Annotated in this window: 20 protein-coding genes, 1 tRNA gene and 1 pseudogene; 16 read left to right on the forward strand and 6 right to left on the reverse strand. The window is 63.4% G+C overall.

Annotation, left to right across the window (positions count from 1 at the left end):
* The first annotated feature begins 36 nt into the window (after positions 1 to 36).
* Positions 37 to 891, forward strand: coding sequence for a YihY/virulence factor BrkB family protein (locus NKJ20_RS09855; protein WP_352743802.1), 855 nt, complete (start codon positions 37 to 39; stop codon positions 889 to 891).
* Here the strand turns inward: NKJ20_RS09855 and NKJ20_RS09860 are convergent.
* Complete coding sequence (locus NKJ20_RS09860) at positions 858 to 1,748, reverse strand: DMT family transporter (protein WP_352456675.1); 891 nt, start codon at positions 1,746 to 1,748, stop codon at positions 858 to 860. The genes NKJ20_RS09855 and NKJ20_RS09860 overlap by 34 nt on opposite strands.
* Positions 1,749 to 1,897: 149 nt before the next feature.
* Positions 1,898 to 2,773 (reverse strand): tRNA glutamyl-Q(34) synthetase GluQRS, encoded by an 876-nt coding sequence (gene gluQRS / locus NKJ20_RS09865; RefSeq protein WP_352743803.1) that lies wholly within the window; start codon positions 2,771 to 2,773, stop codon positions 1,898 to 1,900.
* A 122-nt stretch (positions 2,774 to 2,895) separates the two neighbouring features.
* On the opposite strand from gluQRS, the gene NKJ20_RS09870 reads away from it, so the two are divergent.
* Both NKJ20_RS09870 and NKJ20_RS09875 read left to right on the forward strand, forming a co-directional pair.
* Positions 2,896 to 3,537 (forward strand): DNA-3-methyladenine glycosylase family protein, encoded by a 642-nt coding sequence (locus NKJ20_RS09870; RefSeq protein ID WP_352743804.1) that lies wholly within the window; start codon positions 2,896 to 2,898, stop codon positions 3,535 to 3,537.
* Between the two features lie 129 nt (positions 3,538 to 3,666).
* Positions 3,667 to 4,224 carry an HNH endonuclease gene (locus tag NKJ20_RS09875; RefSeq protein WP_023677956.1) on the forward strand — a complete coding sequence of 186 codons (558 nt, stop codon included), beginning with the start codon at positions 3,667 to 3,669 and terminating at the stop codon, positions 4,222 to 4,224.
* Positions 4,225 to 4,375: 151 nt separating this feature from the next.
* Here NKJ20_RS09875 and NKJ20_RS09880 read toward each other — a convergent pair whose 3' ends face one another.
* Positions 4,376 to 4,894, reverse strand: coding sequence for a disulfide bond formation protein B (locus NKJ20_RS09880; protein WP_352452439.1), 519 nt, complete (start codon positions 4,892 to 4,894; stop codon positions 4,376 to 4,378).
* Between the two features lie 29 nt (positions 4,895 to 4,923).
* On the reverse strand, positions 4,924 to 5,511 hold the full coding sequence (locus tag NKJ20_RS09885; protein ID WP_023677958.1) for a YqaA family protein: 588 nt from the start codon (positions 5,509 to 5,511) through the stop codon (positions 4,924 to 4,926).
* Positions 5,512 to 5,966: 455 nt separating this feature from the next.
* Here NKJ20_RS09885 and NKJ20_RS09890 point away from each other — a divergent pair.
* The 9 genes and pseudogenes from NKJ20_RS09890 (at position 5,967) to NKJ20_RS09930 (ending at position 15,780) form a co-directional block, all read left to right on the forward strand.
* Positions 5,967 to 6,051: transfer RNA gene (locus tag NKJ20_RS09890), tRNA-Leu, on the forward strand.
* 644 nt (positions 6,052 to 6,695) lie between these two features.
* Positions 6,696 to 8,135, forward strand: a complete 1,440-nt coding sequence (locus tag NKJ20_RS09895; protein WP_352743805.1) for an NAD(P)-binding domain-containing protein — start codon at positions 6,696 to 6,698, stop codon at positions 8,133 to 8,135.
* A gap of 24 nt (positions 8,136 to 8,159) precedes the next feature.
* Positions 8,160 to 9,335 (forward strand): acyl-CoA dehydrogenase family protein, encoded by a 1,176-nt coding sequence (locus tag NKJ20_RS09900; protein WP_352743807.1) that lies wholly within the window; start codon positions 8,160 to 8,162, stop codon positions 9,333 to 9,335.
* Between the two features lie 13 nt (positions 9,336 to 9,348).
* Positions 9,349 to 10,706: pseudogene (locus tag NKJ20_RS09905) on the forward strand (LLM class flavin-dependent oxidoreductase).
* 7 nt (positions 10,707 to 10,713) lie between these two features.
* A complete protein-coding gene (locus NKJ20_RS09910) occupies positions 10,714 to 11,055 on the forward strand; it encodes a DUF3088 domain-containing protein (RefSeq protein ID WP_352743808.1) in 342 nt (113 codons plus the stop codon).
* 4 nt (positions 11,056 to 11,059) lie between these two features.
* Positions 11,060 to 12,241 (forward strand): acyl-CoA dehydrogenase family protein, encoded by a 1,182-nt coding sequence (locus tag NKJ20_RS09915; RefSeq protein WP_352743810.1) that lies wholly within the window; start codon positions 11,060 to 11,062, stop codon positions 12,239 to 12,241.
* Positions 12,238 to 13,593 (forward strand): LLM class flavin-dependent oxidoreductase, encoded by a 1,356-nt coding sequence (locus NKJ20_RS09920; RefSeq protein ID WP_352743812.1) that lies wholly within the window; start codon positions 12,238 to 12,240, stop codon positions 13,591 to 13,593. Before NKJ20_RS09915 ends, NKJ20_RS09920 begins: the two co-directional genes overlap by 4 nt.
* A 74-nt stretch (positions 13,594 to 13,667) precedes the next feature.
* The gene (locus tag NKJ20_RS09925; RefSeq protein WP_352743814.1) at positions 13,668 to 14,780 is read left to right on the forward strand and encodes an LLM class flavin-dependent oxidoreductase; all 1,113 of its coding nucleotides are present in this window, start codon (positions 13,668 to 13,670) and stop codon (positions 14,778 to 14,780) included.
* A 139-nt stretch (positions 14,781 to 14,919) separates the two neighbouring features.
* Positions 14,920 to 15,780, forward strand: a complete 861-nt coding sequence (locus NKJ20_RS09930; RefSeq protein WP_352743815.1) for an NADPH-dependent oxidoreductase — start codon at positions 14,920 to 14,922, stop codon at positions 15,778 to 15,780.
* Between the two features lie 29 nt (positions 15,781 to 15,809).
* Here the strand turns inward: NKJ20_RS09930 and gcvA are convergent, their stop codons facing one another.
* Entirely contained in the window at positions 15,810 to 16,820 is a 1,011-nt protein-coding gene (gene gcvA / locus NKJ20_RS09935) for a transcriptional regulator GcvA (protein WP_352743816.1), read from the reverse strand.
* Between the two features lie 342 nt (positions 16,821 to 17,162).
* On the opposite strand from gcvA, the gene NKJ20_RS09940 reads away from it, so the two are divergent.
* Both NKJ20_RS09940 and NKJ20_RS09945 read left to right on the forward strand, forming a co-directional pair.
* Positions 17,163 to 18,758 carry an ABC transporter substrate-binding protein gene (locus NKJ20_RS09940; protein ID WP_352743818.1) on the forward strand — a complete coding sequence of 532 codons (1,596 nt, stop codon included), beginning with the start codon at positions 17,163 to 17,165 and terminating at the stop codon, positions 18,756 to 18,758.
* A 93-nt stretch (positions 18,759 to 18,851) separates the two neighbouring features.
* Positions 18,852 to 20,447 (forward strand): ABC transporter substrate-binding protein, encoded by a 1,596-nt coding sequence (locus tag NKJ20_RS09945; protein WP_352743820.1) that lies wholly within the window; start codon positions 18,852 to 18,854, stop codon positions 20,445 to 20,447.
* Positions 20,448 to 20,528: 81 nt separating this feature from the next.
* Here NKJ20_RS09945 and NKJ20_RS09950 read toward each other — a convergent pair whose 3' ends face one another.
* Positions 20,529 to 21,965, reverse strand: a complete 1,437-nt coding sequence (locus NKJ20_RS09950; RefSeq protein WP_352743821.1) for an FAD/NAD(P)-binding protein — start codon at positions 21,963 to 21,965, stop codon at positions 20,529 to 20,531.
* A 184-nt stretch (positions 21,966 to 22,149) separates the two neighbouring features.
* Here NKJ20_RS09950 and NKJ20_RS09955 point away from each other — a divergent pair, with 184 nt between their 5' ends.
* Positions 22,150 to 23,508, forward strand: coding sequence for an LLM class flavin-dependent oxidoreductase (locus NKJ20_RS09955; RefSeq protein ID WP_352743823.1), 1,359 nt, complete (start codon positions 22,150 to 22,152; stop codon positions 23,506 to 23,508).
* Positions 23,505 to 24,596 (forward strand): rhodanese-like domain-containing protein, encoded by a 1,092-nt coding sequence (locus NKJ20_RS09960; protein WP_352743825.1) that lies wholly within the window; start codon positions 23,505 to 23,507, stop codon positions 24,594 to 24,596. Before NKJ20_RS09955 ends, NKJ20_RS09960 begins: the two co-directional genes overlap by 4 nt.
* The last annotated feature ends 6 nt before the right edge of the window (positions 24,597 to 24,602 follow it).

Here is a 24,602-nt window from a genome sequence, read left to right on the forward strand (position 1 = left end):
TTCGCGGCGTCGGGACAATCGAAGGGAACGCGGTTCTTGTTGCGGAAGATCGTAGCCCTCAAACGCGTCCTCTACGACGCGCTCGGCCATTTCAACACCGACGACGGCTGGGCAATGGCCAGCCATCTGGCGATCACCGCGCTGATGGCGCTTTTTCCTTTCCTGATCTTCGCCACGACGCTGGCGAGTTTTTTCGGCGCGCAGGCTTTCGCCGACACCGCCGTGCACCTTGTGTTCGACACATGGCCCGAGCAGATCGCCAAACCGATCGCGCGCGAGGTGCTCAACGTGCTTACCGTCCGGCGCAGTGACCTGTTGACCTACGGTATCGTGCTTGCCGGATATTTCGCCTCGAACGGCATCGAGGCGCTGCGCACCTCGCTCAACCGGGCCTATCGTGTCTCGGAAACGCGCGGCATCATCTATCGGCGGGTGCAGAGCATCATCTTCGTGCTGATCGCGACGGCCGGGTTTTTGGCCATCAGCGTGCTGCTGGTCTTCGCGCCATTGCTGGCACGGCTGGCCGAGTCGCATTTCGAATGGATAAAACCCTATATGGGCACGATCACGCTGTGGCGTTACGTCATCGCCTCTGTAGTCATCGTCGGCGGCCTGTTCGCCGTGCATTTCTGGTTGCCGGCCGGCAAGCGCCGCCTCGTTTCGATCGTGCCTGGCATCATCTTCACGCTGGTCGGCTGGCTCATCGGGTCGACCATCTTCGCCGCCTATCTCGATCATTTCTCGTCCTATGTGACGACCTATGCCGGCCTCGCCTCGATCATGATCGCCGTCGTGTTCCTCTATATCGTCTCAGCGATCTTCATCCTCGGTGGCGAGCTCAACGCCGCGATCAGCCGCTATTTAGAGGCGCGTGCCCGCGTCGGCGGCTGAGCCGTCGCCAGCCCGACGCCGAGCGTCGCGATCGCCATGCCGGCGATCTGGAGCGGGCTCAAGTGCTCACCGAACAATGCCCAGGCGATGACCGCGGTGACAGCCGGCACGAGGTAAAACAGCGAGGCGACCTTTGACATTTCGCCGTCGCGGATCATCACCATCAACAGGAAGATGGCGCCGATCGACAGCACCAGCACGAGCCAGGTCATGGCGAAGATCAGTTCGCCGTTGACGATGACCGTTCGGGTCTCGAAGGCGAGCGAGGCCAGAGCCATCACCGATGCGCCGCCGACATATTGCCAGAACGTGGCAGCCACCAGATCGCCGCCGGAAGCAAAGCGCTTCTGCCAGATGGTGCCGGCGCTCATGCCGAGTACCGAGACCAGCGAGGCGCCCAGTGTCTCGGCCGTCACGCCGCCGCCGAGCGCGCCGAGCTTCGGCCAGAGCACAATCACCACGCCGATCAACCCGAGGCCGAGACCGGCCCAGTGGCGCGGCAGGATGGCCTCGCCGAGAAGCCGGCCGGCGAGCACTGCCGTGATCAGCGGCTGCAGGCCGACGATCAGGGCTGAAAGTCCGGCGGGCATGCCCCGGTGGATTGCCCAGAACACGCCGCCGAGATAGATGCCATGCATCAGGATGCCGGCACCGGTTGCGTGCAGCGCCTCATCGCGGGTGGCGCGGCTCGAACCAAGTGCGGCCATCAAAGCGACAAGCAGGATTGCTGCCAGGACAAAGCGCGCGGCCAGGAACGTAAAGGGCTCCGCCCACGGCATGGCATAGCGCGCGCCGATGAAGCCGGTCGCCCACAGGACGACGAAAGAGGCGGGGATAAACCGCTTGAGGCTGTGCATTTCCGGAGGCCGCGATGAATTCGGGTGAGGGATCGACTGCGGCGACTGCTTAATGCCGTTCGGGCCGGCAAGCAAAACCAAACGGTTGATCCATAGAGTCATTTGAATTGAAGGAGCGCCGTTGATGGCCGCGAGCTCACCGGTCTAGTCTAGAGACCGACCAGCCGCTTGAGATCGGCGGGCGATGCGCCCGCCTTACGCTGGGCGGCAAGGCCGGTATCGCCAAGGCTCTTCGACAGTTTTCGTCCGTCCGGGCCGAGGATCAGGCGATGGTGAAAATAGGCCGGCTGCGGCAGGCCAAGCAGTTGCTGAAGCAGCCGCTGCACGCTGGTCGCGGAATAAAGGTCCTGGCCGCGCACGACATGGCTGACGCCCTGCAGCGCGTCGTCCATGGTGACGGCGAGGTGATAACTGGTCGGGATTTCGCGGCGCGCCACGACCACGTCGCCCCAATCCTGCGGATGGGCTTCGACACGACACGTCGCGGAGAGCGTCTCGTCCGTGTATTCGGCCCATGACAGGTCCTTGCCGGCGCGCGCTATTGCAGCATCGACGTCCAGCCGCCAGGCAAATGGCACATTTTCGGCGGCGCGCCGCTTGCGTTCGCTCGCCGTCAACGCCTTGTCGGCGGCGGGATAGAGCGGCACGCCGTCCGGGTCGCGCGGCCAGTCGCGGCCACGCTTCTCGCTGTCGGCGATAAAGGCGCGGATCTCACTTCTGCTCATGAAGGCCGGGTAGACAAGTTCTTCCTTGATCAGCCGCTCGAGCATCGCCCGATATTCGGCAAAATGCTCGGACTGGCGGCGCACCGGTTCCTCCCAGCCAAGCCCCAGCCATTTCAGGTCGCGAAAAATGCCTGCCTCGAATTCCGGCGTGCAGCGCGTCGTGTCGATATCCTCGATGCGCAGCAGCAGGCGTCCGCCCGCCGCCTTTGCCAATTTCTGATTGAGCAGCGCCGAATAGGCATGGCCGAGATGCAGTTCGCCGTTCGGGCTCGGCGCGAAGCGGAATGTCAGCAGTGTCATTGTCCGGCGGCAATCGGGTTGTGTGGCGCTATCGCCAATTGCTACTTTGCGCCGGTGGCGTCGTGCGTCCAGAGGGACACGTGACGAAGCGTGCGGCACTTTTGATTTTGGAACAAGCAGACATGCAACGCATCGCCAATCTCGACGACATTGCGCAAGGGCTGGATAGGCTATGCTTGCTCGACCCACGCCTGGAAAAAGTGCGCGGCATGGCCGGCGAGGTGCCGCTCAGGCTGTCGGAGCCGGGGTTCAGGAGCCTTGCTTCCATCGTCGTTTCGCAACAAGTGTCCCGCGCGAGCGCCGACGCCATCTTCGGCCGGCTGACGAGACTGCTCGATCCGCTGACGCCGCAGGCGATACTTGCCGCCGACGAGGCGATCTTCCGCGAGGCCGGGCTGTCGCGGCCCAAGCAGCGCGGCCTGGTTGCCGTCGCCCGGGCGGTGGCCGAGGGACTCGACCTCGATCACCTGTGCCGGCTCGATGCAAGCGAGGCGATCGCGGCCATGACCAAGGTGCCGGGCATCGGCTCGTGGACGGCTGAAGTCTACCTTTTGTTTGCCGCCGGACACCCAGATATCTTTCCGGCGCGCGACGTTGCATTGCAGAGCGCGGTCGGCCATGCACTCGGCATCGACCCGCGTCCGCCGGAGAAAATGCTGATCCGGCTTGCCGAATCATGGAGCCCGTGGCGCGGTGTCGCATCGCGGCTTTTCTGGGCTTATTATCGCGAATTGAAGGGCAGGGATGCCGCGCCTCCGGCCTGAATCCGCAAAAAAGCATTGAAATCATGCGTTTTTGAGACCCGGCATGATCGACAATCCGCTTCACATCCCTGTCATGTCGGGCTTACAGTATCCGCGTCGACCGGTTCTAGGGTGAAGGAGGTCAACGACGTGACGGTTGCCGTATCTCCGGATGGGCTTCCAGCGCTGGTGCTGAATGCGGATTACCGTCCGCTCAGCTATTACCCCCTGTCGCTCTGGTCCTGGCAGGATGCCATCAAGGCGGTGTTCCTCGAGAGGGTGAACATCGTCGCCGAATACGAACACGCCGTCTCTTCACCGACCTTTTCGATGAAGCTGCCGAGCGTCGTCAGCCTGAAGGCTTACGTGAAGCCGTCGAGGCATCCGGCGTTTACCCGTTTCAACGTCTTCCTGCGTGACCGTTTCCAATGCCAATATTGCGGCACGCCGGACGATCTGACGTTCGACCATGTCATTCCTCGCCATCGCGGCGGCGCCACGACCTGGGAGAATGTCGTCGCTGCCTGCTCGCCCTGCAATCTGAGGAAGGGCGGCATGATGCCGGCCCACGCCAAGATGTGGCCGCTGCAGAAGCCCTACCAGCCGACGGTGCATGATTTGCATAATAACGGCCGGCTGTTCCCGCCCAACCATCTACACGAAAGCTGGATGGATTATCTGTACTGGGATGTCGAACTCGAACCATAGAGTTCGGCAGAAATCCGCCATGCCGGTCGCCTGACGCAGCTTTCTGCGCTTCCGGTGCTCACGTACTTTAGTACGCTCCGCTCCGGTTCTCGAAAGCCACGTCATGCACTCCGGCCTGACGAATTTCTGGACGAACTCTGCGTTGTGCCGCTCAGTCGCGGGCGAAGGCGCTGCGGAAGGCTACGACCGTCAGGACAAAGCTGGCGATGGCGTTCCAGCCGGCCAGCGACAGGCCGAGAATGCGGAGCGCCGCCTTGTCGCAGGAGGGCGGGACGAATTTGTCGAGCGCATCGAGCACGCCCTTGCCGCCGGTGTCCACCGGCCCGGCGGCTGCGGTGCAATCGGTCGGGCCTGGCCACCACGCCCATTCGACGCCGGAGTGATAAACGCCGAGATAGACGCCGTAGAGCATCAGCAGGCCGCCAATAGCCAGCAGGCCACGGCTTACCCAGGCTGGCGCGTGAAGAGCCGACGCAAGCACCGCCAGCAGCATCAAGGGCACGCCGACGTAGTAAGGCGTGCGCTGCTCGAGGCAGAGCTTGCAGGGGATGTAGCCGCCGAGATACTGGAAGGCCAGCGCCGAGCCGACCGTGGCGGCCATGGCGACAGCGAGAAACAGGGCGGTGCGCAGCCGCTGGCGTCCGGTATCGGCATTCACGGTCGCTGTCATCGGACTCAGTCCATTCGGTTCGATGCCGTTCAGACGGCGTATTTGACGACAATATAGAGCAAAATCAGGGCAGCGGCGGCGGCGCCTGCAATCTGGCCAAGGCGCTTTTCGATGAAGTGGCGGATCGGCTCGCCATAGCGGCGCAACAGCCACGCGAGAAACAGGAAGCGAGCACCGCGCGCCACGATTGCCAGCACGATGAACAGCAGCAAAGGAACACCGATGACGCCCGACAGGATCGTCACAACCTTGATCGGCGGCAGATGGGCGAGGCCGGAGGTGACCAGCATCAGGATGATGAAGCCGACACCCGATGAGACGCGCATCGCTTCGAACTCGTCATATTTGCCATAAAATTCGAGGATCGGCCGCGCCACCGCATCATAGGCATAATGGCCGATGAACCAGCCGGCGATGCCGCCCAGCACCGAGGCGACGGTGGCGACCAGCGCGTAACGATAGGCGCGATCCGGCCGCGACAGCGCCATCGGCAGATAGAGGACGTCGGCCGGCACCAGGAACACCGAGCTCTCGACGAAGGCGATGAAGGCCAGCCACCATTCGGCGGATTTGCTCGCCGCCAGCGACAAGGTCCAGTCGTAAAGTCCGCGAAGCATCGGCACTCCTAATGCACGCCCAAACCAGAAGCGGTCTTGGGATCACGACATGTACAAACAAGACTTGGAAGCGCCCCGCATCAACCTCGTCGGACAAGGTGCGCTTCAATGACATGCGCCGCCTGTCTAGAAAGATTTTCCGCGCTGCACAATGGCAGCTGCTTCACGAAATCGAAAGGCTCGCGTCGAGCGAGACCGCTTCTCAGGATTTGGCCAGTTGACGAACAGGCCTCCAGCCGTATAGTCCGCGCCCATCCAGGCCGCCCGGCCTGAGCCCCTATGGCGGAATTGGTAGACGCGCTCGACTCAAAATCAGGATGCGTCTACCGTCAGCCCGCAGGGTAATAGGATTGGAGGTCAATAGGTTAGGAGTTAAGGGCCGCTTAATTCTCGAACTGCCACCCGCTACCTAGGTGCAGCATGAGAGCGTTGAGAGGTAAATGAGTTAGCGCCTTGCGGGTGTGGTGAAACTGGTAGACGCGCTGGATTCAAAATCCAGTTCCGAAAGGAGTGTCGGTTCGAGCCCGACCACCCGCACCAACTATCGGCCAACGAACTTTGAGAACGGCGATCATTTCACTGTCGCACCATAGTTCGAATCGTGTCTGCCGCCCCACCTGTACCAAGATACTCCGCAATGTCCGGTGATGGATGGGACAGATCAATAAATAAAACCAATATGTTATGAGAGATCGTGTGCAAAAACTGCACAGGAAGGTTCCGCTACTCTTCTGTTTTCATTCCTGCGATGGAGTAGCCGACGGGCCTCTTGGGACGCCTGTTGAATAGCTGCGCTGTCCTATCCTGCGAGGACCGTTGCTGATGTATCCGCGATCTGCCGTCTGTCAGATGGCGGACGCCACACATGTCGGGCGACCAAGATCAAGCTTGATCCCGCTGACCACGCGACGCCGCCGATGTGCTCGACACCAATGCCCGACTGCATCGGCGTATTGCGCGTGAGCCGTAAGAAATAAAAATGACCAGTGCGCTTGCGCCCGCTGCAATATCAAAAAAGATGCTCCGGCTTCAGGGAGGCCACACGCACCGCCCATTCGTCGGCTGTGAAAGCGCGTCGTTGCAATGCAAGTGAAAAAAACTACCGGCCACTCAAAGCGAACATTACTGGACTGTTTGCCGGCCGAGGCGGAGTCTGATGAGGCTCAACTTCAGCCGGGACCGAAATGGCCTTACCGACCGATCCAGATCACCACGCCCGGGAAACGCTCCGGCTGATCGGCCCCGATCCGCAGAACTGGGTGCCGGACCGGGAAGGCATCGACCACAATGTCTTCATCGTTGGCGGTGGGCAGACGGGGGCGACCTTTGCCTTCGCGTTGAGGCGTGCCGGCATCGGCAAGGTTACTGTCGTCGACGCGGCACCGGATGAAAGCAAGGCCGGCATCTGGTTCACTCATGCACGGATGAACCGGCTGCGAACGCCAAAGGGCTTGCCGGGGCCGGAACTCGGCTTGCCGGGCTTGAGCTTTCAGTCCTGGTACGAAGCCCGCCACGGTGCGGAAGCCTATGCCGGATTCGACCGCATCGCACGGACGGATTGGGCGAACTACCTGAAATGGTATCGCGCGTTCCTCGGTATCGGCATCCGTTACGGCACGCGTCTCATTCGCATCGAGCCGGCCGGCGGGCATTTTCGCCTCCACCTCGAAGCCGACGGCACGCCATCGGTCGAAACGGCGCGCAAGATCATTCTGGCCAATGGCTTTGGCGGCAGCGGCGGTCCAGTGATACCGGCGGTACTTGCCGCCTTGCCGCGGGGCCTTGTCGCACACAGTTCGGCGGCAATCGATTTTGCCTCGCTCAAGGGCAAGGCAATGGCTGTCGTCGGGTCGGCGGCTTCGGCATTCGATGCGGCCGGAGCTGCCCTTGAGGCCGGCGCGAAATCGGTGCGTCTCTTTGCCCGCCGCAACAGCATTGCCAGTGTGCCGATCAACCGCGTGCGCGGCTATCCCGGCGCCTATGACAATTATCCTCGGCTGCCCGATGCGGTGCGCTGGCGCCAGGCATTGCGCTTCCGCGAGGCCGGTTCAACGCCGCCGCTCGATGCGGTGGAGCGGGCGGTGCGGCACCAGAATTTTCATCTCCATCTCGGTGCCCCCTGGACAAATGCGGATGTCGAAGACGGCAAGGTCGTCACCGATATCGCAGGCGAGACGTTTGCGTTCGACTTCGTCGTCGCCGGCACCGGCTATTTCGCCGACCCGACGCGCAAGCCTGAGTTCGCCGATTTCGCCGCCACCATCCGGCTATGGCGCGACCAGTACGCGCCGCCGGAAGCAGAGCTGGATGAATTTTTCGGCGCCCATCCCTATCTCGGCCTCGGCCATGAATTCCTCGAGAAGGCGCCGGGCGAAGCACCGTTCCTGAAGAATATCCATGTCTTCAATCCCGGCGGCTTCGTCAGTTTCGGCCTGCCGATCGGCGATGTTCCGTCGATCAGGCGCGATGTACCGGCCGTGGTGGCGCGCATTAGCCGCGATCTCTTCCTCGCCGATCTCGACAGCCATGAGAGCCGCATAACCGGGAGCCATCCGGCCGAGTTCGGCGAAGACACCTATGCCGCTTCCGTCTGGCGGCCGGCGCAGACCATCGCGGCGGAATAGACGCGTTTCCATGGACAAACGCCGATGACCTTCAGCCCTGACCTTTCCGACCCGTTCGTCGCCACGGCGGTCGAACTGCGCGATATCTTCGATCGGGATGCCGTGGCGCGCGACAAGGCCGGCGGGCGGCCGCTCGAGCAAATCCGCCTTTTGAAGGAAAGCGGCCTGCCGTCGGCGCAGATTCCCAAGCACTATGGCGGCAAGGGCGCGTCGTGGCTGTCGGTGCTTCGCGTCGTGCGCGAATTCGCCCGCACCGACGGCTCGCTCGCCCATCTCTACGGCTATCATCATCTGCCGCTCAACGGCGTGCTGTTTCGTGGCACGGACGCGCAGAAGGACCGGCTGCTGACGTGCTCGGCCCGCGAGAACTGGGTCTGGGGCAATTCCGGCAACGCCATGTCGAAGACGTCGACGGCCAGGCGCAACGGCAGGGGCTGGATTCTGAGTGGCTTTCGGCCGTTCTCTTCCGGGTCGCACATTGCCGACTACATCCAGGTCGCCTGGGAAGACGGTCAGGACCGGCTGGTGGCAGCGATCCCGGCCGATCGTGAGGGCATCGTCGTCGAGGATGACTGGGATGGTGTCGGCCAGCGGCAGACCGGCAGCGGCAAGGTGACATTCAAGGACGTGCATGTCGGCGACGACGAACTGATCGGCTCGCCAGCGGTGCCGCTGACGCCGTTCCAGACGCTGACGTCACTGTTCCAGCAGGCGGTCCTGCTCAACCTGTTCGTCGGCAGCGCGCAAGGAGCGCTGAGCGAAGGCCGCGACTATACGGTCTCGCAATCGCGCCCCTGGGTCTATTCCGGCTATGAGAAACATACCGACGATCCGTTCGTGCAACGCAAATATGGCGACCTCTATATCCGCACGCTCGCCGCGGCCGAACTGGCCGATATAGCAGCATGCAGCCTCGATGCCGCCTATGGCCAGGGCGAGGCGTTGACCCTGGAGCAGCGCGGGCAGACGGCGATCGATCTCGCCACCGCCAATGTCTACGCCGGACAAATCGGCCTCGATGCGTCGAGCGAGGTTTTCGAGGTGATGGGCGCCCGCTCAGCCACCAAGGCCAACGGCTACGACAGGTTCTGGCGCAACGTGCGCACGCACACGCTGCACAATCCGGCCGAATACAAGAAGCGCACGATCGGCACCTGGTTGCTCACCGGGGAATTGCCGGTCGGCGGATTGTATCGCTGAGGAGGCACGGAACATGGCCAGGCGCAAGGACAAGCTCAAGCTTGGAGCCTTTCTTCTCTTCACCGGCCACCATGTCGCAGCCTGGCGCCACCCGGAGGCAGGAGAAGGGGCCAGCCTCAACGACTATGTCGAGCTGGCCCGGCTGGCGGAAGCAGCCAAGTTCGACACGATCTTCTTCGCCGACGGCGTCGCGGCGCGGCTGAAGGATATGGAGGCCGCCAGCCGCAAGGCGCATAGCGGCGTCTATCCGTTCGAGCCGATCACGCTGCTGTCGGCACTGTCGGCTGTGACCAGGAACATCGGCCTCATCGCCACGGCGTCGACCAGTTTTTCCGATCCCTACAATCTGGCCCGCCAGTTCGCGTCGCTCGACCATCTGAGCGGCGGGCGGGCCGGCTGGAATCTGGTCACTTCGTCCGATCCGGAGGCAGCGTTCAATTTCGGTCACGAGACGCATATCCAGCATGGCGAGCGCTACGACCGCGCCGAGGAATTCGCCGATGTCGTGCTCGGTCTGTGGGACAGCTGGGAAGATGACGCCTTCCCGCGCGACAGAGCAATCGGGCGCTATTTCGACAAGGACAAGCTTCACGTGCTGAACCACAAGGGCCAGCACTTCAAGGTGCGTGGTCCGCTGAACACGCCGCGAACGCCGCAAGGTCATCCGGTCGTGGTCCAGGCCGGGGCGTGTCGGATCCGGGCAAAGAGCTGGCGGCGCGCACGGCGGAAGCGATCTTCGCCGCGCAGATCACGCTCGACGAAGCAACCGCCTTCTACGCAGACGTCAAGGGCAGGCTCGGCAAATACGGCCGCTCGGAGGATGATCTGAAGGTCCTGCCTGGCATCTTCCCGGTCGTCGGCCGCACCGAAGCCGAGGCGCGGGAGAAGTTCGAACAGCTGCAGGATCTCATCCAGCCGGAAGTCGGCCTCGGTCTGGTCTCGGCGCTGGCCGGCGGCTTCGACCTCAGCGCCTATCCGCTCGACGGGCCGGTGCCTGAATTGCCGGAGACCAATGCCGGCAAGAGCCGGCAAGCGCTGGTGATCGATCTGGCGCGGCGCGAGAACCTGACGATCCGGCAGCTCTATCTGCGCATCGCAGGCGCCCGCGGCCACTGGCAGGTGGTCGGCACGCCGCAACAGATCGCTGACACCATGGAAGAGCGGTTCGAGAATTACGGCGCCGACGGCTTCAACATCATGGCGCCGATCATGCCTGGCGGCCTGAAGGATTTCATCGAACTGGTGGTGCCGGAACTGCGCCGCCGTGGCCTGTTCCGCGATGAGTATGAGGGCAGCACCTTGCGCGACAATCTCGGCCTGAAGCGGCCGGCAAACCGCTTTTCGCGGCATGCCGCGGCGGCTGCGGAGTAGGCCGGCAATGGCGCGCGACACGCTCTTTCTCATCCAGCCGGGTTTCGCCGACCCAAAGCAGCCGGGCCAGACGTTCGTCTGCCCCTATTGCAACCAGGTTGAGGGATTGCTCGCAGCCTTTCCCGATCTCGCCGCCAGACTCGACGTTGAGCGCGTGCCGTTTTCGAGGCCGAGAGGCAAGGTGATCGACGCGCTCGGCGAACGGCACCAGTCGCTGCCTGTGCTGATCATCGGCAGCGATCCGCTCGTCGACTTGCCGACGGCCAAGGGCAAGATCTTCGCCGATGACACCAGGCGCATTCTTGCACTGCTTGCCGAGCGCCACGGCTTCCCGCATCTGCATGAGTGAGACGATGACCTTCGATCCCGACATCTCCAATCCATGGATCGCCAGGGCGGTCGAGCTGCGCGACATCTTTGCCCGCGATGCGGTCGAGCGCGACCAGCTTGGCGGCAGGCCCGTCGAACAGATCCGTCTGCTCAAGCAAAGCGGCCTGCTCACCATCCTTATTCCCAAGGAGTTCGGCGGCGCCGGCGAACCCTATTCGACAGCGCTGAAGATCGGCCGCGAGTTCGCCAAGGTCGACGGCTCGATCGGCCATATTTACGGTTACCATTTCAGCGCACTGATCGCCGCCAGGCTCAATTCGGACGAACCGCGCTCAGCCGATCTGCTACGGCGTTCGGCTGCCGGCGACTGGTTCTGGGGCAACACCCGCAACAGTTTTTCCAAAACGCTGTTCGGCCGCAAAGATGGCGAGTGGACGATCGTCAACGGCTTCAAACCCTTCGCCTCCGGCTCTCATGTCGCCGACTATCTTTCGACCTCGTGGGAAGACGAGGTCAGCGGCGAGAGGAAATTCGCGGCGATCCCCGCGAACCGCGAAGGCATCACCGCTCTCGACGACTGGGACGGCATCGGCCAGACGCAGACCGGCAGCGGCAAGGTCGCCTACAAGGACGTCAGGATCCACGACAGCGAGTTGGTGCGCGGTTGGGTCGACGCGTCGTTGCCAATCCGCACCATCGGCCCGCTGCAGCAGCAGAGCGTGTTGCTCAATGTCTTTGTCGGCACGGCCCAGGGCGCGCTGCTGGCGGCGCGAGATTATACGCTCAACAGTTCGCGGCCGTGGATGTATTCCGGCGTCGAGCGCCATATCGACGATCCATGGATCAAGCGGCAGTATGGCGAGCTCTGGGTCAAGACGCGGGCGGCGACGGCGCTGGCCGATCGCGCGGCGACGGCGATCGATCATGCGATCGCGCGCGGCAAGGCGCTGACCGAGCAAGAACGGGGTGAGGCGGCGGTTGCCGTCGCCGCGGCCAATGTGCTGGCAGGCGATGTCGCGCTCGAAGTCACGACCGAGATATTCGAGGTGATGGGTGCCCGCTCCGCAGTGCGCAAATACGGCTTCGACCGCTTCTGGCGCAACGCACGCATTCACACCTTGCACAACCCTGCCGAATATAAGACCCGCACCGTCGGCACCTGGTATCTGACCGGCGCTTATCCCGAGCCCGGCGTCTTTCGATGAGCGGCCGGCAGCTCCATCTCAACGTCAACATCCTGCATGCCGGCTTCTCGCCGGCGGCATGGCGGATGGACGGCGTCGACCCCTATGCCGCCTTCACCGTCGACCACTATGTGCAGGTGGCGAAGATCGCAGAGCGCGCAACGCTCGACGCCGTATTCCTTGCCGACCAGGCAGCAATCTCGGACCGCATTGACTATCGGCCGATCACATCTCTGGAGCCGACGATTGTGCTGGCAACGGTAGCCGCCGCGACCGAGCGCATCGGCCTGATCGCCACGGTATCGACCAGCTTCAACGAACCCTACAACATCGCCCGTCGTTTCGCGACGCTCGACCATGTCAGCGGCGGGCGTATCGGCTGGAACATCGTGACCACGGCCGACCCGGCCTCGGCCCGCAATTTCGGCCTGACGGGTGCGATCGATCATGGCCGGCGTTACGAGCGGGCGGCGGAATTCGCTGACATCGTCAAGGCATTGTGGGACAGCTGGGAGGACGATGCCTTTATCGGCGACGTCGCCAGCGGGCGCTTCGTCGATGCCGCCAAGGTTCATGCCATCGAGCACAAGGGCGCGCATTTTTCGGTGTATGGGCCGCACAATGTGCCGCGCTCTCCGCAAGGGCATCCGGTAGTCGTCCAGGCCGGCGGGTCCGATGACGGCAAGGACCTCGCCGCCCGCCACGCCGAAGCCGTGTTTTCCGCATCGCAATCTTTCGAGGAAGCGCACGGCTATGCGCGGGAACTTAAGGCGCGTGCCGTCGCCTATGGCCGCACCGGCGGCGTGCCGCTCAACCTCGCCGGCCTAGCCACCATCATCGGCAGCACAGAGGCGGAAGCGGAGCGGCGGCAAGAAGAGCTGTGGGATCGCATTCCGCTCGACTACAGCCTTGGGCGGCTGTCCGGCGTGCTCGGCATCGATCGCGAGCGGCTGAAGCTCGACGAGAAGCTGCCAGAAGGGATTCAACTGCCCCCCAATGGCGGCCACACCTTCTTCAAGGCCACGCTCGCGCTCGCGCGCAGCAATGATTTCACCGTGCGGGAATTGATCCGGGCGCTGAACGGCAGCACCGGCCACCGCACCATCGTCGGCACGCCGGAGCAGATCGCCGATGATATCGAAAGATGGTTTGTCGCCGGCGCCGCCGACGGCCTCAACCTGATGCCGGACGTGCTGCCGACCGGACTGGAGGTCTTTGTCGATACGGTGGTGCCGATCCTGCGCCGGCGAGGGCTGTTCCGAACGGAATATGAAGGGGGCACGCTGCGCGACCATCTCGGCCTTGCCCGGCCCGAAAGCCGCTTTGCACCGCAGCCGAGCAAGGCGCCAGGGCTGCTAGGGGCAGCCCTTTGAATGATCATCAAAATACAACGGAGCGGAAGGTCCTGCCACTGACCTCCATGCCCGGCCAAAATACAGGCCCGACAATGAGCGCTGATACCGAATTTCTTTGGTACATCCCGAACCAGGTCGATCCCGGTCACCGCGGCGAGCCGGCCGTCGAGGACCACAACAGCCTGGAGACGCTGACCAGCCACGCGAAGGCGCTTGAGGAGCATGGCTGGAAGGGCGCGCTGATCGGTACCGGCTGGGGTCGGCCCGACACTTTTACTGTCGCGGCCTCCCTCGCCGCGCGGACCACCTCCTTCGAGCCGCTCATCGCGATCCGCCCGGGTTACTGGCGGCCGGCGCACTTCGCATCCGCCGTAGCCACGCTCGACCAGCTGACCGCCGGTCGCGTGCGTATCAACATAGTGTCAGGCAAGGACAACCTCGCTGCGTATGGCGACAGCGAAGGTGACCAGATACATCGCTATGCCCGTACCAGAGAGTTCATGCGCCTGGTTCGCAGACTTTGGACTGAAGAGAACGTGACCTTTGCGGGCGAGCACTTCCAGGTCACTGGCTCTACCGTGATGCCCCGCATCCATGTCCGTGGCGATCGTCGCCATCCCAAGCTCTACTTCGGCGGCGCGTCGGAGGCGGCAGAGCGGGTGTCGGCCAGCGAGGCGGATGTCCAGCTCTTCTGGGGCGAGCCGCTCGACGGCGTCAGGGAGCGGATCGAACGGCTCAAAGCCTTGAGCAGGGAACTCGACCGAGACCTCCCGCCTCTGGAGTTCGGGTTGCGGGTCACCACGCTGGTCCGCGACACCGCTGGGCAGGCCTGGGCGGACGCAGAAGCGAAGGTCGACGAGATGGCCAAGGGCCAGGGAGCCGGCTGGAACGATCACGGTCGGGCGGTAGCGGTGGGCCAGCAGCGTCTGCTCGATCTGCACGCGCGCGGCGAGGTGCTGGACGACAATCTCTATACTGCGCCGGGCAAATATGGCGGCGGCGGCGCTGGCACCACCTGGCTGGTCGGCTCGGCCGCCGACGTCGCCCGCTCGCTCGGCAGATACCGGGATCTGGGCATTAAGCATTTCGTGCTCTCGGACACGCCGTATTTTTCCGAGATCAAGCGGCAGGGCGATCAGTTGCTTCCGCTATTGCGCAATGGGGCCGAAGCCGCGCTTCTTGAACCGGCAAAAGCCGGCGAGTGAAGCAGCGCGCGAGGAAGGGTTTGGATGAAGAGAACGATTTTGGGTCCGCAAGGCCCGCATGTGAGTTCGATCTGCCTGGGATCAATGACCTGGGGTCGTCAGAACACCGAATAAGCCAGATTACCAAGCAGGGAAGACGATGTCACAGCCGGCCGCCTTCAGCATCCGCCCTTCCGACGCCGACCTGCGTGGTGAAGCGGCGCTGCGGCGGCGTTACCGGGCGCCGCAACATACGCACACCGGAAACTGGAACGAAGCCCTCGAGGCGATCCTTTCGCATCGCTCGGTCCGCAATTATCTCGCCAAGCCTTTGCCCGAAGGGACGCTGGAACTGATCGTCGCCGCCGCCCAGTCGGCGCCGACTTCTTCCAATCTCCAGGCGTGGAGCGTCATCGCAGTCGAGGATCCGGCGCGCAAGGCGCGGCTTGCCGGACTGGCGGCGATCAATCGCCATATCGAGCAGGCGCCGCTGCTGCTGGTCTGGCTGGCCGACCTGTCGCGGCTGCGCGCCATTGCCGAGGCAAACGGCCGGGAGGGCGAGGGGCTCGACTATCAGGAGAGTTTTCTGCTGGCCGTGATCGACGCCGCACTTGCCGCGCAGAATGCCGTGGTGGCGATCGATGCGCTCGGGCTCGGCTCCTGCTACATCGGCGCCATGCGCAATCATCCGCAGGAGGTGGCACGCGAACTCGGTCTGCCGCCGGAAACCGTGGCGGTGTTCGGCCTGACCGTCGGCTATCCCGATCTCCTGGCTGCGACTGACATCAAACCCAGACTGCCGCAGGCTGTGGTGCTGCACCGCGAGCGCTATCGATCAGAGCCCGATCCGGACGATCTTGCAGCCTACAACCAGAGGCTTCGTTCATTCCAGCAGGAGCAGGCGATGCCTGTGGTGGACTGGACAGAGTTGGTTTCGAACCGCATCGGCAGCAAAGCGGCGCTGAAAGGCCGTAATCACCTGGGCGAAGTGCTCAAAGCGCTGGGCTTCAAGCTCAAATAGGCGCGCGCCCTCGCGAGACCGCGGTGCGGCTATTCGGCCGCGATAATGGCGATGCGCGCCGGAAGCGCCGCCGGCGGTGGGAAGTCGAGAGCGCCGAGCTGGCGCGCCTCGGCCTTCAGCCAGGCATGAAAGCGCTCGACCGTCGCCAGCTTCGCCTTGTGCGGCGTCGTCGCGAAATAATAGGAAAACTCGACCGGCTGCGGCGAGCCGAATGGGCTGACCAGACGCCCCGCGGCAAGGTCGGGTTCGGCCAGCCGAAATTTGCCAAGACCGATGCCCTTGCCGGCAGCAGCGGCGTCGAGAACCAGCGAGGACTGGCTAAGCCGTATGCCGCCCTCGACAAGCCGGCCGGACAGGTCGTTGGATCTCAGCCAGCCCTTCCAGTCAGGGCAGCTTGGATCGCGTTCCGGACCGTCCTCATGCAGGATCGGTGCGTCACGCAGCCCCTCCGGCCCGCGATAGAGACCGTGCATGCGAGCAAATTCCGGGCTGCAGACGGGCAGCACCGCTTCTGAAAACAGCCGTTCCGTGACGAGGCCGCTATAGGCGCCCGACCCGTAGCGGATGACACAGTCGACGTCTTCGCTGGCAAAGTCGGCAAGCCTGGTTGATGCGTCGACCAGCACTTCTAGGCCGGGTACCGCGTCGCGCAGTGCGTCGAGGCGCGGGATCAGCCATTTGCTGGCGAAGGAGGGCGCGACCGACACTTTGATCGGCGCATCCTCCTCGTCGCCGGAAATCCGCGCGACCGACTCGACAACGACGTCGAAAGCCTCGGTGAGGCCGGGCATCAGCGCCTGGCCGGCCGACGTCAGCAGAAGCTCGCCGCGGTTGCGATGGAACAGCGGTTGACCGAGGTGATCCTCGAGCAGGCGGATCTGCTGGCCGATGGCGGCAGGCGTCACATGGAGTTCTTCGGCCGCCCGCGTAAAGCTCAGGTGGCGGGCGGTTGCGACAAAAGCGCGAAGCGACGTCAGCGGCGGAAGCCTCGCCAGCGTCGGCCGCAGCCTCCTTGATTTTGCGCGAATGAGATCGACCATGGAGCGCATTCAACACGTTCAGGCCCGGCGCGACGAGGCCGGGCTTTGCGCCAAAGTGCCCGGTGGAAAATTTCGTTTGCCGCAGCGTCGCGGCAGCGGGAACGGAAATCTAAAAAATCGTAATGTCTACAATTCTTGTAGAGATAAGATCGGAGCGCTGATTTGGGCGTCGAGCAGCTTTGCCAGATCCTGGAATGAAACGGTCGTGCGAAGCGGTGCTTTCGGCAGACGATAGAAAATCATTCTTCCGGTTTTGCGGCGTGGCAGGGATCATCGCGTCGAGGCGCCGGAGTGTGTTCGGCCGCCGGATGCCATCGAAGCCGTTTTCCGGAGCTCAAGGCCATGTCTGTCAATCGTCGTCATTTCAACCAGCTGCTGTTGCTTGGCGGTGCGAGCTTCGCATTGCCCGGGGTTTCCTTCGCTGCCGAAGGAACGCCGGTCCAGGGTGGCACGCTCAACTGGGCCTACTATCCCGACCCCACGTCGCTGATTGCCATCAACACCTCGTCGGGCACCGGCCAGGCGATCGGTCCCAAGGTGAATGAAGGTTTGCTTGATTTCGCCTATGACCTCAGCCCGAAACCGCTACTGGCGACGGAGTGGTCGATCAGCGATGACGGCCTGCGCTATACCTTCAAGCTGCGCGAGGGCGTCAAATGGCATGACGGCAAGGACTTCACGTCGGAAGACGTTGCCTTCACCATCTTCCGGCTGAAGGAGGCGCATCCGCGCGGCCGCATCACCTACCAAAACGTGACGGCGGTCGAGACGCCCGATCCGCACACCGCCATCATCGTGCTGTCGAAGCCGGCGCCCTATCTGATCACGGCGCTGAGCAGTTCGGAATCGCCGATCGTGCCGAAGCATGTCTACGAAACGTTCAAGCCGGCGGAGCAGCCCAAGCTGGAGCAGACGATCGGCACCGGTCCCTTCGTGCTCAAGGAATGGGTGCCCGGCAGCCATCTGATCTTCGACCGCAACCCGGACTATTGGGACGCGCCCAGGCCTTATCTCGACCGTGTCGTGCTGCATGTCATCCTCGACCCGGCCGCACGCTCGGCGGCGCTTGAAACCGGCGAGATCGATATCGGCGCCAATCCCGTGCCGCTGGCCGACATCGAACGGCTGAAGGCAAACCCCGCTCTGGTCGTCGACACCAACACCTACGCCTATTCCGGCCCACAGCAGCAATTGTTCTTCAATTACGAGAACGAAATCCTGACCAAGCGGGACGTGCGCCTGGCCATCGCCCATGCGATCGACCTGCAGAAACTGGTCGACATCGCGCTCTACGGTTACGCCCAGGTGTCGCCGAGCCCGATCAGCACCGCACTGCCCAAATGGTACGACCCGAGCATCAAGGCGCGCGAGCCCGACCCCAAACTGGCGGAGAAACTGCTCGACGATGCCGGCTACAAGCGCGGCGCCGACGGCAAGCGCTTCAAGCTCCGGCTCGCCTACAACGCATTCCTGCCGGCGTCCTATGCCGACTTCATCAAGCAGTCGCTGGCAGCCGTCGGCATCGATGCAGAGATCCTGAAGCTCGATCTGTCGACCTTCCTGAAGACCGTCTACACCGACCGTGCCTGGGATCTGGTCGTCGAATCGCTGTCGAACACCTTCGATCCGACGCTTGGCGTCCAGCGCGCCTACTGGTCGAAGAACTTCAAGATCGGCCTCGTCTTCTCCAACGCCAGCCACTATGCAAATCCCGAGGTCGACCGGATCCTCGAAGCCGCGGCGGTCGAGCCCGACGAGACCAGGCGGCGCGAGCTCTGGTACAAATTCCAGCACATCATCCATGACGACGTGGTGTCGGTCGATCTCGTCGCGGCCGGCGCTCAGATCGTCGCCAACAAGAAGGTCCGGGATTTCGCGCCCGGCGCCCAAGGCATCAACAACAGCTTCGCGCAGATCTGGCTCGCGCCAAACGCATAGGCGTTCGGATCGCCTTGGCTGGGATCGGCGCGTGAACGGCCGATCCCGACTTTTCTCCATGAAGACAAATCGCGCAAACGCGGAGTACCGACCATGACCATCAACCGACGCCTGTTCAATCAGTTCTTGCTGCTGGCCGGCGCGAGTACCGCGCTTCCCGCCGGGGCCTTCGCGCAAGACGCAAAGCCGGTGGCCGGCGGCACGCTCAACTTCGTCTACTATCCGGAGCCCAACCAGATCGTTTCCATCAACACCAGCGCCGGCGGACCGGCCACCATCGGCCCGAAGATTTTCGACGGCCTGCTCGCCTACGACTACGACCTCAATGCAAAGCCGCAACTGGCCACCGAATGGTCGATCAGCGATAACGGGCTCGAATATGTCTTCAAGCTGCGCGAGGGGGTGAAGTTCAGCGATGGCCACGACCTGACATCGCAGGACGTGGCCTTTTCGATCTCGCGGCTGCGCGAAGCCCATCCGCGCGGGCGCATCACCTTCCAGAACGTCACCGACATCGACACGTCGGACCCGCATGTCGTGAAGATCAAATTGTCGAAACCGTCCGCCGCGCTGATCTCGGGGCTGGCCGCGACGGAATCACCTGTCGTGCCCAAGCACATCTACGAGAAGCTGAAGCCGGCCGACGATCCGTCCTTCGAGCAGATCATCGGCAGTGGACCGTTCGTGCTCAAGGAATGGGTGAAGGGCAGCCACATCATCGTTGAAAAGAATCCGACCTATTGGGATGCGCCCAAACCCTATCTCGATCGGATCATTTTCCGCTTCATCACCGATCCGGGCGCGCGCGCCGCGGCGCTCGAAACGGGCGAGGTCGACATCGGACCGAACCCGGTGGCCTTCGCCGACCTGGAGCGTTTCAAGTCGCTGCCGCAATTCGTCGTCGACAGCACGGTCTTCGCCTATAGCGGCCCGCTGCACCAACTGATCATCAACCTCGAAAACCCGATCCTGAAGGAGAAGAAGGTCCGTCAGGCAATCGCGCACGCGATCGACCTCGACGCAATCAATGCAATCGTGTTTTACGGTTATGGCCAGGTGTCGCCGACGCCGATCAGCGTCGTCAATAAGAAGTATTTCGATCCCGACGTAAAGGCCGCGACCGTCGATACGGCATTGTCGGAAAAACTGCTCGACGAGGCCGGCTTCAAGCGTGGGGCTGACGGCGTACGCTTCAAGCTCAGGCTCACCAACAATCCCTACAACCCGTGGGGCTATGCCGACTTCCTCAAGCAGGCGTTGGCCAAGATAGGCATCGATGCCGAGATCGAAAAGTTCGACTTCGGAACCTATGTCAAAACCATCTACACCGACCGCGCCTGGGATCTGTCGACGGAGTCCTGCGGCAACATCTTCGATCCGAGCGCCGGCGCGCAGCGGCTCTACTGGTCGAAGAACATCAAGAAAGGGCTGCCGTTCTCCAACGGCGCGCACTATGAGAACCCGGAGGTTGACCGGTTGCTGGAAGCCGCATCGGTCGAGCTCGACGAGGCCAAGCGCAAGCAGCTGTTCTTCAAGTTCCAGGAGATCATCGCCGACGAGTTGCCGATCATCAATCTGATCGCGCCACCGACCATCATCATCGCCCGCAAGACCGTCAAGAACTATGCGCCTGGCGCCGAAGGCCTGTCAGCGAATTTCGCCGACGCCTATCTCGACCCGAACGCCTGAATCTGCCGGGCAATCATGAGAGAAGGGCCGCATAGAGTTGCGGCCCTTTTCGTTTCTTCCATTTTCGCAAAGCTGGTAAGTTCAGGCCAAAGCACGCAGCCTTGGGCTGGCGCCGACCAGAAGGCCGGCAAGGGCTATGGCCTGCGCCAGTTGTTCGCCGATTGAGCTCGATTCCCAGGCGACGCCGCGCAGCGGATGGCCGATGGCGAACAGATTGCCATGGGTCTCGCCATCACGGGAAATCACCTGGCCGTCATGTGTGGCGTCGATGCCGAAGGCGGTCGCATGCGGCCTGACGATGCCGTTCTCGAGCAGGTTCTGGACGAATGGATCGGAGATCCGCCGCCAATCATGCTCCTGATGGCCGCGGCAGTTGACGACGCCGTCGAAACGCAGCCGTTCGACCGCGCCGGTATCACGCCAGCGGATTTCAGCGACGATGCCATTTGCCTGCGGATGGAGTGCCAGCACTCGTCCCGCTCCACCCGTCCAACGGCGTTCGCTTCGCGCCCGTGCCACGCGCTCAAAGCTCGGTGGCGCCGCGCGGTGCGCGGTGACATCCCAGAAGGCGCGCAGATGGCGTGCGAACTTCAAGCGCTCCCTGTCGGTGGCGCCTTGCCACAAGGCCAGGATCCACGGCCGGATCGTCAGCGGCAGCCCTTGCCAGTCCAGGCCGGTGGTTTCGATTGCCCGGCGTTCGGCCTTGACCAGTGCGAGAAGCGCCCTGGTGGTTTTCGGCAGCGGCCGCCCGGCGAGGAAGTCGCGCCAAGCCTCGGTGTTGCGCCGAGGTTCGACGATCTGTCCGCGCCGCGACACGACGCGATAACCGCCCTTGAAGCCGCGCGCCTCCATGCTGGCGACGACGTCGACCATGCTGAGGCTGGAGCCGATCAGCAGCAGTTCCTTGCTGCCGGCGAGCCGATCGAGCGCCGCCGAATCCCAGGGATTGGCGACATAACGGGGATTGCTGACGACGGCTGCTTCCGTGGTGGACGGCTGGCTCTGAAAAACCCCTGTCGCCAGCACGGCCTTGTCCGCCAGCAATTGCTGGCCGTCGCTGGTGCCGACGCAGACTCCGGACGGACCGGTCAGCATGTCGACGGCGGATGCCTTGATGTGGCGCAGCGAAGAACGCGGATCTGCTTCTCTGATCGCTCTCGTCAGTTCCGACTGGACATAGCTGCCGAACAGCCAGCGCGGCGGGCTTGAGTCCGGGACATCCTCGGGCGGTGTCCAGCCGTGCTCCGGCCCATTCGCCATAAGCCAGCGAACGAGGTGATCGGGATCGTCCGGATGCAGCGAGAAGATGCGCGCCGCGCCGTTGACGAGGTGTTGTGGATCGACGGTGCTATAGGCAACGCCGCGACCAAGCTGGGCCCGGCGCTCGATGATGGTGATTGCCAGCGGCTCAGTTGAACGGTCGAACAGCTTGATCGCGGTAACCGCGCCGGCAAAGCCGCCGCCAATGATGATGATTGAACGCGGGGCCGAACGCGGGGAGGAAGGGGTATGAAGCATCAAGAACCTTTGCGATGCCGGTGGTCATGGCTCTAGCCCATCGCCCCGGCAACGACCATCGTGCTTTCCCGTAACCCGATGTCAAAAAACAATAATTGCCGGCTGGCGAAAGGCATTCTTTCACTCAGCGGGTTTGGCAGGCGTTAGATAGGAACGCCCTTCGCGACCAGCCCGAGAACCGCCGATGACTAAAGATCGAAAGATAAGGCTTGGAGCCTTTGTTCGCGGGCCGGGCCATCATGTCGCTGCCTGGCGCCATCCCGATGTGCCTGCCAATCCGGGCCTGAGCTTTCGGCACTATGCGGACGCCGCGCGCACTGCCGAGCGTGGCCTGTTCGACATGGTGTTTCTGGCCGACAGCCTGAGCGCGCGCAATGGCGAGCAGCCGATCGAGACCTTCGAGCGCACCGGCCATGTCGTGCATTTCGAGCCGCTGACGCTGTTGTCGGCGCTCTCGACCATCACGCAGAGGATCGGGCTCGTTGCGACCGCCTCGACCACCTATTGGGAGCCGTTCCACTTGGCGCGGCTGTTCGCTTCGATCGATCATCTCAGCGGCGGCAGGACAGGCTGGAACATCGTCACCTCGGCCGACGCGCCGGCGGCGGCGAATTTCAGCCTCGACCAGCATCCCGTTCATGCCGACCGTTACGCCCGCGCCGAGGAATTCGTCGCTGTCGCGCAGAAGCTTTGGGACAGCTGGGACGACGATGCCTTCGTCGCCGACAAGGCTTCGGGGATCGCCATCGACCGGCGCGGCATCCACGCCCCGGACCATGCCGGCCGGCATTTCCGCGTCAAAGGGCCGCTCAACGTCGCCCGCCCGCCGCAGGGCCATCCCGTCATCGTTCAGGCCGGCTCTTCCGATGCCGGCCAGCAGCTGGCGGCGCGGACGGCGGAGGTGGTTTTCACCGCCCATCCGACCATCGAATCGGCCCGAGGTTTTTACAGCGAGCTGAAAGGCCGGTTGGGCTCCTTTGGTCGCTCTGCCGATTCTTTGAAGATCATGCCCGGCGTCTTCCCGGTCGTCGCGCCGACGCGCGCGGAAGCCGAGGACAAGTTCGATGCGATCCAGCGGCTGGTCGATCCGGTGGTCGGCGTCGCCCTGGTTTCCGGACTGCTCGGCGGCATCGATCTTTCCAGCCACCCACTCGATGGGCCGTTGCCCGAACTCGGCAGTTCCGATTCTGTGAAGAGCCGCCTGAAAGTCGTTTCCGAATTAGCTGCGAACCGGAACCTGACCATCCGGCAATTGTATCTCGCCGTTGCCGGCGCGCGCGGCCATTTCCAGATCGTCGGCACGCCAAAGGATGTGGCCGACATGATGGAGGAGTGGTTCGCCGGTGGCGCGGCGGACGGCTTCAACGTCATGCCGCCGATCCTGCCGACGGGCCTCACCGATTTTGTCGACCTCGTCATTCCGGAGCTGCAGCGGCGGCGTCTGTTCCGGACTGCTTACGAAGGCGGGACGTTGCGCGAGAACCTCGGCCTTGCGCGTCCGATCCGTGGCGCCGCTGAACAGCAAGAGAGGAAAGCATCATGAGCGACAGGACGATCGATTCGAAAATGTTTCGCCAATGGCTGGCGGATGGCGAAGAACTGGCGGTGCTAGACATTCGCGACAGCGCGACTGTCGGATACGCATCGCCGCTGTTCGCCACCAACCTGCCCGCGGCTCAGGTCGAGGCCGAGATCGACCGCTTCATCCCGCGCAAATCGGTGCGCACCGTGCTGGCGGACGACGGCAGCGGCGTTGCCGAGCAACTTGTCGAACGACTGGTGGGGTATGGCCGTACCCAGCTGTTTTCGCTGAACGGTGGAATTCCGGAATGGACGCAAAGCGGCGTTGAAGACCTGCCGACCTTCGATACGCCGGGCGTCGATTTTTCGCTGGCGATCCGCGACGAGAAGGGGACCCCGGTCGTCAGCGTTGAAGAGCTCGCGGTGCTCACAGGCCCAGGCGCCGAGGTGGTGGTGCTCGACAGCCGCACGGTGGCGGAGTTCGAAAAGGACCATGTGCCGGGCGCCATCAGCGTGCCGGGCGCCGAGCTGGTGCTGCGCTTCGCCGACCTGGTGCCGTCACCGGAGACGCAGGTTGTCGTCTCCTGCGCCGGCCTGCCGCGCGCCATCATCGGGGCGCAGACACTGATCGATGCCGGCGTGCCCAACCGGGTCGCCTATCTGCACGACGGCACCAAGGCATGGCGCGAGGCCGGTCTTGCACTCGAAACCGGCAAGACCGCAATCTATGGTCCGGCAAGCGAGGATGCCAAGCGTTTCGCCGGGGAGCACATCGCAAAGCTTGCCGAAGGCGACAGCTTTCCCCGCATCAATGCGGCCACGGCCGCGAACTGGGCGAAGGACGAAAAGCGGACGACCTACCTGCTTGACGTGCGCACGCCCGACGAGTTCGCCGAAGCGCATATTCCGGGGTCGATCGCGTCTGAGGGCGGGCAGTTGCTCGGTGTCGCCTATCGCACCATCGCCGTGCGCGGCGCCCGCGTCGTGCTGATCGACGATCTGCTCGGTGTCCGCGCGGCGACGACGGCGCATTGGCTGCAGCGGCGCGGCTTCGAGATCGCGATCCTCTTGTATGACTTCCAGTCGGCCAGCCTGGTGGAAGCGGCGTAGGGCAGG

The sequence above is a fragment of the Mesorhizobium sp. M0185 genome, from assembly GCF_040322175.1.
Taxonomy (GTDB): Bacteria; Pseudomonadota; Alphaproteobacteria; order Rhizobiales; family Rhizobiaceae; genus Mesorhizobium.